Source organism: Stenotrophomonas mexicanensis, assembly GCF_032911605.1.
In the GTDB taxonomy this organism is placed as follows: Bacteria; Pseudomonadota; Gammaproteobacteria; order Xanthomonadales; family Xanthomonadaceae; genus Stenotrophomonas; species Stenotrophomonas maltophilia_A.
Map to the genome: position 1 here is coordinate 73,988 of NZ_JAWJTG010000008.1, position 12,216 is coordinate 86,203.

Below are 12,216 nucleotides of genomic sequence, written 5' to 3' on the forward strand. Positions count from 1 at the left end.
AGACCAGCCGAGCGTAGGCCCGGCTCTACAAGGTTCAGGGTTCGGTATACCCCGCGCAATCCGGCAGCGCCTGGTCGGGGTGGAATACCCCATCGCTGAAGCGGAACAGCCGCGTGTAGGTGCACGCCGGGTCCTGCTCGGTGCGCAGATCCTGCTTCTTCAACGGCCCCTTGGCCAGCGAATCCTCGAAGCGCGAAACACCGGCCGGGAACCGGGTCGCCACGGTCTGGTAGCGCAGCACCGGCATGCCCTCGGCGACCGTATCCAGCGCCAGCTTCGCCGAGAAGCCGTATTCGTCATGGCAGGCACCTGCGCGCTGCTTGATGTCCTGTTCGCTGAAACAGGCGCGGATCATCGCATTGCCCAGCCATGGCACGGTCAACACGTCGTCGTCCACCTGGATGTCGTCCTGCAGGTGGCGCACGCGTGCCAGTTGCAGCGTGGATGCGTCGGCACCTCCTCCGGAGTACATGGCGCTGAACGTGACGATGCCACCCACCAGCACATTCTGGCGGGCGCGCTGCTGCGGGTCGGTCACCGGTTCATCGCTGCCCACGCCAGGTGCCAGCCGCACGATCCACGGCCACAGCGACAGCTCGCTTTCCTGCGGCACGTCGATGCTGACGTGGTAGGTGTGTGGCGTGCCCTGGCCCGGTTCCTTCTCAAGTACTTCCAGCACGGTCGGCCGGTCACCATCTTTGGCAACCGGCTGCACGCGCACGCACCAGATGCCGTCCCGCGTGCACTCGTAGAGCCCCACCGGCCCCGTCTCATTGGCGATCAGCACCTGCCCCAACGGCTCCATCACGTTGCCCGCAGCGTCACGCTGCTGCGGCAGGATCGAGCCCTGCGCCAGCGTCAGCATCGGGGTGGCCAGCAGTGCAACGCACACGGTCGTGCGGGCAAGGACGGGGGGCATGGATGAGATTCCTGCTCGTGGAATCCAGATGGTAACCGCTGCTCCGGTAGAGTCGAGCTTGCTCGACTTTGCATTTTTAGAGTCGAGCTTGCTCGACTTTGCATTTTTAGAGTCGAGCTTGCTCGAGTTTGCATTTGTAGAGTCGAGCTTGCTCGACTGTGCCTGTCGGGAATTGCAGCCGAGCATAGGCTCGGCTCTACAGTAAAGCCACGTTGTATCCGTCAATGCCTACTACAGTCGCAGCCACCCCACCCTTTCGCCTTCGATGTCTGGCCGATGCCCGGATTGAACGTATTGCTCGGGTCCAGCTGCCTGTAGAACCCGGCCAGCGCCGGCTTGGCCGGGTACAGGTGGCCGACGTTGTGCTCGGCTGGATACTCGGCGCCACGCTGGTCCAGCAACGCCCACATCGCATGCTCGATCGCCATCGGGTCTTCGCCTTTGCGCGCGATGTAGTCCTGGTGGAACACGTGGCACAGGAAGTGCCCGTAATACAGCTTGTGCAGCAGGCGGCCATCGATATCGACCGGCAACTGCTCGAACCAGTCGGCATCATCGCGGCGCAGGGCGATGTCCAGCGCGACGATGTCCTGCACCTGGTCGCGGTGTACCTCGCGGTAGCGCACCGCGGCGCCAGCCACAGCGAAGCGATGCAGGAACGCCTTGCGCCCCTCATCGGCCGTGCAGTGGAAGTAGCCGCCCTCATGGTCGGCGAAGAAGCCGCGCAGCCAGGCCTCGGTTTCCGCGGCGTCCTGCGCGGAGACCTTCAGCAGCAGATGATGCTCGTAGCGCTGGCGGAACTCGCCCATGCGCTTGGGCAGGTGCGAGGGCAGCAGGCCGGTCAGCACCTGCATCACCCGGTCGGTCACGCCGCGCAGGCCCAGCCGCTCGAACCAGCCATCAACCCGGCTCTTCAATGCGAAGGCGGCCGGCACGCGGGCGGTGCCAAGGCGGTCGATCAACAGGAAGCTGTCCTTGCCGTAGCGTTCGCCGATGTCATAGGCATCGCGGTGGATGTACTCGCCGGCAATCGGCAGGCGTTCGAAGCCGGTCAGCAGTTGGCGCCGGATCGCGGTGAGGCTGTCGGTGCGGTTGCTGCCGATATAGAAGACCTCGGCGGCCTCCTTCTCGAAGGTATCCAGGCGCACCGCGAATACTGCCAGCTTGCCGGCAGACCCCGCTGCCTCGAAGTGGCGGCTGGGGTCGGCATTGAAGCGTGCCGGCGTATCGGCATCGACCCGGCGCACTTCCTCGGCGTAGCGTGGATCGGAGGCGGCGCGGCCATCGCCGTCCCCAACGTCGGCAGCACGGTAGTCACCCGCCTGCAGGCGCTGCAGGATCTGCTCGGGCGTATCGCCCAGCGCGATGCCCAGATGGTTGACCAGCTGCAGCTGGCCCTGCGCATCGACCTGCGCATACAGTGCCAGCTCGGTGTAGGCCGGGCCACGGCGCACCAGCGCGCCGCCGGAGTTGTTGCAGATGCCACCGAGTACCGACGCACCGATGCAGGACGAGCCGATGACCGAATGCGGTTCGCGGCCGAGCGGTGCCAGCGTCTGCTCCAGGCGGTCCAGCGTCGCGCCGGGCAGGCACAGCACCTGGCGGCCCTCGTTCAACAGCTGGATGCCGGTCAGGCGCAGCGTGCTGACCAGCACGATAGGACGCCCATAGTCGTTGCCATCCGGGGTCGAGCCACCGGTCAGGCCGGTGTTGGCCGCCTGCAGGATGATCGCCGCTCCGCCCTGCACCGCCGCCTGCAGAACACGCCACAGCTCCAGCAGCGTCCCCGGGCGCACCACCGCCAGCACCGGGCCGTCGCCGAAACGGTAGCCACGGCGAAAACGGCGGGTGGCCTTGTCGCCGGTCAGTACATGGCGGTTGCCGACCGCATCGCGCAACTGCGCCAGCACGGCATCGTGGCCACTCATGGCAGGCTGACCAGCGAATCGCGACCGATGTCGGCGATGCGGCGCGCGCCGGTCAGCGTCATCGCCACGCGCATTTCCTTGGCGATCAGGTCCAGCAGGTTGGCCACGCCGGCCTCGCCCTGCGCGGCCAGCGCGTAGACGAAGGCACGGCCCAGCAGCACGGTGTCGGCGCCCAGTGCCAGCATGCGCACCACGTCCAGGCCAGTGCGGATGCCGGAATCGGCGAGGATCTTCAGGTCGCCCTGCACCGCATCGGCAATCGCCGGCAAAGCACGCGCAGTGGACAGCACGCCATCGAGCTGGCGGCCGCCGTGGTTGGAGACCACGATGCCATCGGCGCCGAACTTGACCGCATCGCGCGCGTCATCCGGGTCGAGGATGCCCTTGATCACCATCGGGCCCTTCCAGAACTCGCGGATCCACTCCAGGTCCTTCCACGAAATGGAGGGATCGAAGTTGCTGCCCAGCCAGCCGATGTAATCCTCCAGCCCGGTCGGGTTGCCGCGGTAGGTGGAGATGTTGCCCAGATCATGCGGGCGGCCGAACAGGCCCACGTCCCACGCCCAGTGCGGATGGGTGATGGCCTGGCCGATGCGGCGCAGCGAGGCATTCGGTCCACTCATGCCGGAGTGTGCATCGCGGTAGCGCGCGCCTGGTACCGGCATGTCCACGGTGAACACCAGGGTGGTCACGCCCGCGGCCTGCGCCCGCTCCAGCGCGTTGCGCATGAAGCCACGGTCGCGCAGTACATACAGCTGGAACCACATCGGCCGCTGGATGGCCGGTGCCACTTCCTCGATCGGGCACACCGAAACGGTGGACAGGGTGAACGGGATGCCTCGACTGTCGGCCGCGCGCGCCGCCTGTACTTCACCGCGTCGGGCATACATGCCGGTCAGGCCGACCGGCGCCAGCGCCACCGGCATTGCCAGCGTTTCGCCGAACAGTTCGGTTTCCAGGCTCAGGTCGGACATGTTGCGCAGGATGCGCTGGCGCAGCGCGATGTCGGACAGGTCGGAAACGTTGCGCTTCAGCGTGTGCTCGGCATACGCGCCGCCATCGATGTAGTGGAACAGGAACGGCGGCAGCCGGCGTTGCGCTGCGGCACGGTAATCGGTGGAGGCGGAGATGATCATGGGGTCAACCGTGTGGGGAAGGTAGACGCGAGGCCCGCGCACGCCGGGCTTCGTTGTCATCGAGGGTGCGCAGCGTGGTGTGCACGAACTCGAGGTGGGCATGCGCGGCGGCGCGCGCGCGTTCGGGGTCGCCGGCCAGCACCGCGTCCATCATCTCGCGGTGCTGGTCGGACAACGGCGAGAAGGTCCTCGCCGAGGTGTAGAGCTTTTCGCGGCTCTGCGAGATGTTGGTCTGCAGCAGGTCGAACAGGCCGCGCATCACCTGCAGCAGCACCAGGTTGTGCGAGGCCTCGGCGATGGACAGGTGGAAGGCCGCGTCGGCCTCGGCTTCACCGGCGGGATCGTCCTTGCCGTGCGCGTCCATCATGGTCTGGAAGGCCTGCGCGATGCGCGTACGATCCTCATCGGTGGCGCGCAACGCTGCATGCCAGGCGGTGGCACCTTCCAGCGCGTGGCGGATCTCCAGCACGTCGAAGCGGTATTCCGGGTCGCCCTGGAACAGCGGCAAGTACGGCGCCAGCGGTTCATCCAGCGCCTGCCGCGCGCGCGCCGCGGGTTTGGCCACGTAGGTGCCGCCACCGACCCGTGCGGTCAGCAGGCCCTGGCTGGCCAACTGCGCGATGGCCTCGCGCAGCGCCGTTCGCGAGACCCCCAGCTGCACCGCCAGGGTGCGTTCGGCCGGCAGCCGGTCACCCGGCTGCAGCCGCTGTTCCTGCACCAGGCCGCGCAGCTGCGCGGCCACCTTGTCCGAAATACGTTGCGTGCTCATGGCGTCATTGTGGCCCGAAGCGCGCAGCGGGTGGTCGGCTGACCGTGCATGGCTCAGGGAATCATCCAGGTCAGCCAGTAAGCCTGGGCCAGGGTGATCAGGCCGACCATCGTGGTGAAGATCAGGCTGTGCTTGACCGTGAAACGGAACAGGTCCGATTCCTTGCCGGCCAGGCCGACCGCCGCGCAGGCAATGGCGATCGACTGCGGCGAGATCATCTTGCCGGTCACGCCGCCAGTGGTGTTGGCCGCCACCAGCAGCACGTCGGACACGCCGATCTGCTGCGCGGTGGTCGCCTGCAGTGCCGAGAACAAGGCATTGGACGAAGTATCCGAGCCGGTCAGGAACACGCCCAACCAGCCCAGGAACGGCGAGAAGAACGGGAACGCATCACCGGTGTGCGCCAGTGCCAGCGCCAGCGTCGCCGAAAGGCCCGAGTAATTGGCGATGAAGGCGAAGGCCAGCACCATGCCGATCGAGTAGATCGGCATGCGCAGCTCACGCACGGTCTCACCGAAGGTCTGCAGCGCCGAACGGGCCGGCATGCGCAGCGCGATGATGGCGATCACAGCGGCGAGGATGATCGAGGTGCCGGTGGCCGAGAACCAGTCGAACTTGTAGATCGCCTCGTAGCTGAGCGGTGCATCCACGATCGGCGGCATCTTCTGCACCATCTGGTCCAGGCCCGGCACCGGGATCTTCAGCACCCAGCTTTCCAGCGGGCCGTCCGCCGCGAACAGCGACTTGAACGGTTTGATGCTCCACAGCGTGACCATCGCGGTGAGGATCAGGAACGGCGACCATGCCTTGGCGATCTGGCCGACGCTGTAGCGCGGCGCCTCCAGCGCCTGTGCGGCCGCCTCGGCGCTGGTTTCGGTATCGAAACGGAAGATCCGCACCGGCTTCCAGCGGCGCAGGAACAGCGTCAGGCAGACCAGCGAGGCCAGCGACGCGGTGATGTCCGGCAGCTCCGGGCCGATGAAGTTGGAGGTCAGATACTGCGCGATGGCGAACGAACCACCGGCCACCAGCACTGCCGGCCAGGTTTCCTTGATGCCGCGCCAGCCGTCCATGATCGCCATGATCCAGAACAGCACGATGATCGTAAGGAACGGCAGCTGGCGCCCAGCCATCTGGCCGATCTCGAAGGCATCCAGACCGGTGACCTGCCCGGCCACGATGATCGGAATGCCCATCGCACCAAAGGCGACCGGCGCGGTGTTGACGATCAGGCACAGGCCGGCGGCATACAGCGGTTTGAAGCCCAACCCGACCAGCAGTGCCGCGGTGATCGCCACCGGTGCACCAAAACCGGCTGCACCCTCCAGGAAGGCACCGAAGGCGAAGCCGACCATCAGCATCTGCAGGCGCTGGTCCTCGGTGACCGACAGGATCGAGGCGCGGATGATGTCGAACTGCCCGGTCTTGACCGAGACTTTGTAGAGGAATACCGCGCCGATGATGATCCAGGCGATCGGCCACAGGCCGTAGACGAAGCCGAAACCGGCCGCGCCCAGCGCCTGGCTCAGCGGCATGCGGTAGAACAGCAGGGCGACGCCGAGCGCGATGGCCACGGTGATCGTGCCGGCCAGCCAGCCCTTCATGCGCAGCACGGCCAGGGCGACGAAGAAGAACGCGATCGGCAGCAGCGCGATCAGACTGGACAACCACAGGTTGCCGGCGGGGTCGTACAGGTGTTGCCAGGGCTGCATGGGGGCTCTCGACTGGGGCGGAATGTGCTCCACCGCAGGCGGTGGGTCGCCATGGTCGTCGATTATTGGTATTACCAATAATGATTTCGATCAGACCACTTGCAGCGGATTTAACCGCCGCTCCGACGAAGCGCCTATTAGACCATAGGGCTAGATGTCATATTGGTCCGACCATTTAGATCCCGTGATAGTGCCGGCCGCTTGCCGGCAACTCGAGATTCCCTACGAAATCCGCTTCTCCAACCGCCGCATCACCGCCAGCACCAGCACGCACAGCACGCTCACCCCGATGGCAATCACGTACTTGCCGATGCCCACGGCGATGCCGATGGCCGCCGCCATGATCAGCGAGCTGGCCGTGGTCAGGCCGCTGACCTGATCCTCGCGTGACCCACGCAGAATGGTGCCGGCGGCAACGAAGCCGACGCAGGCGACCACGGCTTCGATCAGGCGCACCGGGTCGACCTGCAGCAGGTCGCGGTAACGCTCCTGCTGGAAGTGCTCTGCCACTGAATCGCCGAGTCCAACAATCAGCGCAGCAGCGCCGGCAATCAGCATGTGGGTGCGCAGGCCCGCAGCGTGCTTGCCCATCTCGCGCTCGACACCGAGCACGCCGCCGAACAGCATTGCTGCGGCCACGCGCAGCAGGATCGAGACATCCTGGGTGAGTTCCATGGGCAGGCTCCGGGCGTTTCCCGGAGCGTTGCTCGGCAGCCGTGGGATGGCGGTGAAGACGATGGCACGCCCTCTTCACCGCATGCGCTCATCCACGCATGGCCTGGATCTACTGGCCATCGCCATACGTAACCTTCACGCACTCGATCATTGCGCCAGATAGCCACCATCGATCGCATAGTATGTGCCGGTCGCGAACGAGGCGTCGTCGCTGGCCAGCCAGGCAACCAGCGCCGCCACTTCCTCGGCCGTGCCCAGCCGCTTCAACGCGTGGCGGCCTTCCAGCGTGGCGCGCACCTTGGGATCCATCTTCTCCAGCAGTGGTGTGCTGATGAAACCCGGGCCGACCGCGTTGACACGGATGCCGTCGGCCGCATGCTCCCAGGCGGCGGTCTGGGTCAGCCCGACCACGCCGTGCTTGGCCGCCACGTACGCGGTGGAACCGGCATAGCCCACCTGGCCCAGGATCGAGGCCATGTTGATGATGCTGCCACCGGTTCCGGCCGTGCGCATCGCCTGGATCTGCGCACGCTGGCACAGGAACACACTGGTGAGGTTGACGTCGATTACCCGCTGCCAGCCATCGATCGGATAGTCACCGCTGCTTGCGGCCGGCCCGCCGATACCGGCGTTGTTGACTGCCACATGCAGGCCGTCGAGTTCCTTGATCGTGCGCTGCACCGCCGCCTCCACGGCCGCGTCGTCTGTAACGTCCAGCGCAATGCCGATGGCCTGTGCACCGGCACTGCGCAGCTGCGTCACGGTGGCATCGACTGCATCCTGCTTCAGGTCCCAGACCGAAATACGGGCACCGGATGCGGCCAGCGTCTGCGCCACGGCCAGGCCGATACCGGACACGCCGCCGGTCACGATCGCGGTCTTGCCGGTGAGCTGGTAGTCAATCATCTGCGTTCTCCATCAGTGGGGGTATCGATGTGACCTGCAATGGCCAACCGCCCCACCCTACGCGCCCGCTCGTGATGGCCCGGCCGACATCGCGTCTACGGGTGATCGTTCCAGCCATGAAACCTCAACTCAAGTTGATGTATGGAATTGCGTACGGATATGCATGCAAAACGCTGGCGTATGTTCGGCGGCATTTTCACTTTGGCCGTAATCGTCAATCGTTTTGACCATATTGAAATCAAAAGCGCGCGAATCAAGGCGACAATGGGAAACGTTTCCAGTTTCTTCGACACATTCCATTCAACCTGGTGTTCCCCCACTATCCAGCGTGCCCACGCCCCTGCTTCCCAGCATGTCTGCACGGGTAACGACGGGATCTGCATCTGCATTGCAGAGCGCGTGGGCGAGGTAATGCCAGCGTCCACCTCCAAAGCACGTGCCGAGCGATGTCCCGATATTTCACTTTTGCTGATTACCGCCGCTTCGGCCACCGCCATGGCTTCGATTACCGCGCCGACCCGGAACACCTGCGTGACGACCAGTGGGCCGGCCATGGCGAGGTCAACGAGCAGTTCCTGCGCGGCGGCATGAGCCTGATCGCCTCCGACGTCCATAATCGCTTCCCTTATGTCGCCACCGCCCAGCAGAGTCCCGGCCTGGCCATCCGCGTGATGCTGCAGGGCCAGGTCGATGTGCGCATTCCGCGACGCGGTGGTTTCACCCTGCGTGCTGGTACGGCGATGACCGCGCACCACCGCGAACAGGTTGAGATGACGGGTGCGCATCCTGGCGAAACGCGCATGCGCGGCGTCAGCGTGATGGTGCCCGGCCAGATCGATCCGGACCTGTTCCAGCTGCCACAGTTGGAGACCGCGCTCAACACCCACCTGGAATGCCGCCACTGGGCCATTCCGCATACCCTGCTGCCGGTGCTGGGCCAGCTGTTCGAAAGCCCATGGGAGGACGGCATCGACGCGTTGTGGCGCGAAGGCGTCGCACTGCAGCTGCTGGCCGTTGGGCTGAAGGCCGAGGATCTGCAGACCGATCATGTGCGAACGCTGCGGGCTGGCCAGCGCGAGCGCCTGGAGCGCGTGCGTGCCTACCTGCATGACGATCCCAGCCACGCGCATAGTCTGATCGAACTGGCCCAGCTGGCCTGCATGAGCCCAAGTTCGCTGCGCCGTCATTTCGCCCAGCAGTACGGCTGCTCGGTGTTCGACTACCTGCACGAACAACGCATGCGCCACGCCGAGCAGGGCCTGCGCGAGGACGGCTGGACTGTCGAGCAGGCTGCGGCCGCCAGTGGTTACCGCCACCCCAGCAACTTCGCGGCTGCATTCCGTAAGCGTTTCGGCCTGGTACCCAGCCGCTGGCGCACCGGGCCCTCAAAGGTCGGATAGCAGCTTCTGCTTCACGCCATCGCGGATGCCGGCCAGCGGCCGGCACGACCGCAGCCGCCTAATCAACCTGCCATGGCTTCGCTCTGGTAGGTGTCGACCTTGGTCGACACGCGCTGGAAGCGATCATATTTCCGACACATCTCTGCGCATGTCGCATATGCCCATTGCCGCCAAAGATGGGCCGCGCCATCGTAGTAAGGCTGACTACAGGGACTTCTCGTGGACAATCGAGATCAACCAAGCACGCCTTACTTCATCCGATGCATCCAAAGTCCATGGCTACCCGAGACAGGCGCGCATGCGGACGATCTACGCAGCTTACAGGCACATTGGAGCGAGGCAGCGATTCCAGAGGACTTCATACAGCTCCTGCGTTGGTCAAACGGTGGGCGCTGCGTGTTCCCTCATGCTTATGTCGACCTATGGTCCATCTCCAGCATCATTCAGCTCAACCGCTGCTACCAGATCCATCGTTATCTTGGCGACTACCTGATGGGCATTGGAACGGACGGTGGATCGACGCTCATCGCGCTCGATCTCTGCCCGCTCAGTCGCGGACAGATCGTCTCATTCGATCTGGGCGATCTCGACATCAGCCGGGGAAAGCCCATCGCCGAATCAATTGCCGAACTCTTTCGGAAGTTCGACAGTGGGCTGCTGACGAGCGACAACCTTTATCCTTGAGCATAGAAACGCCGGCCAGCGGCCGGCACTACCAAAGCCGTCGTGCATCGCGCGGGCCAAGGTAGCGCCGGGCCATGCCCGGCGTCACCCTGTGGGCCTCAATACACCGGCAGATCGATGTAACTGGCCTGCGCCGCGCTATGCCAGACCCGCTGCGTGGCCTTCTGGTAATCGCCGGGCTTGGCCAGGTAGACGTTCGGCACGTAGGTCTGCGGGTTGCGGTCATACAGCGGGAACAGACTGGACTGCACCTGCACCATCACCCGGTGCCCCTTCTGGAAAGTGTGGTTGGCGTTGGGCAGGTCGAAGCGGTACGGCAGCACCTGGTTCGCCGCCAGCGGCTTCGGATCGCTGAAGCTCTCGCGATAGCGACCACGGAAGATCGCCAGCGACACCGGCAGCTCGTAACCGCCCATCTCCGGCGTCGACGCTTCCTGGTCCGGATACACGTCGATCAGCTTCACCACCCAGTCGCTGTCGGTGCCGCTGGTCGAGGCCTGCAGGTGCACCACCGGCGCGCCGCCGATGCGCAGCGGCGCGGTCAGCGGTTCGGTGATGAAGGTCAGCACGTCCGGGCGGCCATCAACGAAGCGCTGATCCTTGACCAGCCAGGTGGTCCACATGTCGCGGTCACCGAAACGCACCGGACGCGGCACGAACGGCACCGGCTTGGCCGGGTCGGACACGTATTCCTCGAAGTCGCCCTCGCCCGCCGCCGGTGCCTGGAACGCCAGCTTGCCGCCAGCACGCAGGTACAGCGGCTTGCTGCTGGCAGCACAACCCTTGTCGCAGCTGCGTGGCCAGCCCTTCAGGCGATCCCAGTGGTTCTCGCCGGTGTTGTAGATCAGCACCGGCGGCGTATCCGCCTTCGGCGCACCGTCCACCAGGTACTGGTCAAAGAACGGCTTGAGCACATCACGGCGGAACTGCAGCGCGGTATCACCATCGAACTTCAGCGCGCCCAGCTCGCTGCCACTGTAGTTCACCTGGCTGTGCCGCCACGGCCCCATCACCAGATAGTTGCGGTTGTTGCCGCTGTCGCGCCCTTCCATTGCCTGGTAGGCGTGGTTGGCACCCCACATGTCCTCCTGATCCCACAGACCCTGCAGCCACATGGTCGGCACCTTCAATGGCGTCTTCGCCATCACCACGTCCAGCGCCTGGCCCTGCCAGAAGCCGTCATAGGCCGGGTGCTCCACCAGTTTCTTCCACCAGGTCAGCTGGTCCACGCCGGTGAAGCGCGCGTAGTCGCCGGCCGAACCGATGCGCAGGAAGGTGCTGTAGTCGTCATAGCCGAGGCTGGGCAGCGGCGTGCCCTTGCCGCGCTTCTCGGTCTGCATCGCGAAGTAGTTGAAATTGACCTGGCGGAACGCGCCGTAATTGAGCCAGTCGTCGCCCATCCAGCCATCCACCATCGGGCTCTGCGGCGCGGCCACCTTCAGCGCCGGGTGGGGGTCGGTCAACGCCATCACCACGGTGAAGCCCTCGTACGACGAGCCGAGCATACCGACCTTGCCGTTGCTCTCCGGCACGTTCTTCACCAGCCAGTCGATGGTGTCCCAGGCGTCGGTGGAGTGGTCCACCTTGGTGTTGTTCAACGGTCCGCGCAGCGGCCGGGTCATCACGTAATCGCCCTCGGAGCCGTACTTGCCGCGGATGTCCTGGAATACGCGGATGTAACCGCCATCGACAAATACCTCGTCGCCCTGCGGCAGCAGGTCGCGCATGCGCGGCGAATCACTGCGGCTGGCGCGGCCGGCAGCATCGTAAGGCGTGCGGGTGAGCAGGATCGGGGCATTGCGCGCGCCCTTGGGCACCACGATCACCGTATACAGCTTGGTGCCATCGCGCATCGGCACCATCACCACGCGCTTGTCGTAGTCACGACCGACATCAGGGGCAACGAAGGGCTTGCCGCTGATATCCGGGGTCATCGGCGGGGTTTCGGCGGCCAGCACGGTGCTGGACAGGCAAAGGGCAATGGCTACAGCGACGGCACGCACACGCATGGACAACCCCTCCCGGCAGGAAAGCCTCAAGCCTACTCCTGCCTTGAGCCGTGAAGTGTGGGCGTGCTTTGCATTCTG

11 protein-coding genes are annotated in these 12,216 nt (G+C 65.2%); 3 read left to right on the forward strand and 8 right to left on the reverse strand.

Features of this window, described 5'->3' with window-relative positions; genetic code table 11:
- Positions 1 to 34: 34 nt before the first annotated feature.
- On the reverse strand, positions 35 to 919 hold the full coding sequence (locus R1L06_RS05870; RefSeq protein ID WP_317217175.1) for a hypothetical protein: 885 nt from the start codon (positions 917 to 919) through the stop codon (positions 35 to 37).
- Here R1L06_RS05870 and R1L06_RS05875 point away from each other — a divergent pair.
- Complete coding sequence (locus R1L06_RS05875) at positions 918 to 1,124, forward strand: hypothetical protein (RefSeq protein WP_317217176.1); 207 nt, start codon at positions 918 to 920, stop codon at positions 1,122 to 1,124. The genes R1L06_RS05870 and R1L06_RS05875 overlap by 2 nt on opposite strands.
- A gap of 16 nt (positions 1,125 to 1,140) precedes the next feature.
- Here R1L06_RS05875 and dld read toward each other — a convergent pair whose 3' ends face one another.
- The 6 genes from dld to R1L06_RS05905 form a co-directional block, all read right to left on the reverse strand.
- Positions 1,141 to 2,847, reverse strand: a complete 1,707-nt coding sequence (dld, locus tag R1L06_RS05880) for a D-lactate dehydrogenase (RefSeq protein WP_317217177.1) — start codon at positions 2,845 to 2,847, stop codon at positions 1,141 to 1,143.
- A complete protein-coding gene (gene lldD / locus R1L06_RS05885; protein WP_014037557.1) occupies positions 2,844 to 3,983 on the reverse strand; it encodes an FMN-dependent L-lactate dehydrogenase LldD in 1,140 nt (379 codons plus the stop codon). The genes dld and lldD overlap by 4 nt, the downstream gene beginning before the upstream one ends.
- Positions 3,984 to 3,987: 4 nt before the next feature.
- A complete protein-coding gene (gene lldR, locus R1L06_RS05890; RefSeq protein ID WP_317217178.1) occupies positions 3,988 to 4,752 on the reverse strand; it encodes a transcriptional regulator LldR in 765 nt (254 codons plus the stop codon).
- Positions 4,753 to 4,805: 53 nt separating this feature from the next.
- Positions 4,806 to 6,464 carry an L-lactate permease gene (gene lldP / locus R1L06_RS05895; protein ID WP_132810342.1) on the reverse strand — a complete coding sequence of 553 codons (1,659 nt, stop codon included), beginning with the start codon at positions 6,462 to 6,464 and terminating at the stop codon, positions 4,806 to 4,808.
- 222 nt (positions 6,465 to 6,686) lie between these two features.
- Complete coding sequence (locus R1L06_RS05900; RefSeq protein WP_005410036.1) at positions 6,687 to 7,139, reverse strand: MgtC/SapB family protein; 453 nt, start codon at positions 7,137 to 7,139, stop codon at positions 6,687 to 6,689.
- 147 nt (positions 7,140 to 7,286) lie between these two features.
- A complete protein-coding gene (locus R1L06_RS05905) occupies positions 7,287 to 8,045 on the reverse strand; it encodes an SDR family NAD(P)-dependent oxidoreductase (RefSeq protein WP_049398446.1) in 759 nt (252 codons plus the stop codon).
- Between the two features lie 446 nt (positions 8,046 to 8,491).
- Between R1L06_RS05905 and R1L06_RS05910 the strand changes: the two genes are divergently transcribed.
- The gene (locus R1L06_RS05910; RefSeq protein WP_049398445.1) at positions 8,492 to 9,445 is read left to right on the forward strand and encodes a helix-turn-helix transcriptional regulator; all 954 of its coding nucleotides are present in this window, start codon (positions 8,492 to 8,494) and stop codon (positions 9,443 to 9,445) included.
- A gap of 219 nt (positions 9,446 to 9,664) precedes the next feature.
- Positions 9,665 to 10,129 carry an SMI1/KNR4 family protein gene (locus R1L06_RS05915; protein ID WP_317217179.1) on the forward strand — a complete coding sequence of 155 codons (465 nt, stop codon included), beginning with the start codon at positions 9,665 to 9,667 and terminating at the stop codon, positions 10,127 to 10,129.
- A 98-nt stretch (positions 10,130 to 10,227) separates the two neighbouring features.
- Here the strand turns inward: R1L06_RS05915 and R1L06_RS05920 are convergent, their stop codons facing one another.
- Entirely contained in the window at positions 10,228 to 12,138 is a 1,911-nt protein-coding gene (locus tag R1L06_RS05920; RefSeq protein WP_317217180.1) for a CocE/NonD family hydrolase, read from the reverse strand.
- Between the last annotated feature and the right edge of the window lie 78 nt (positions 12,139 to 12,216).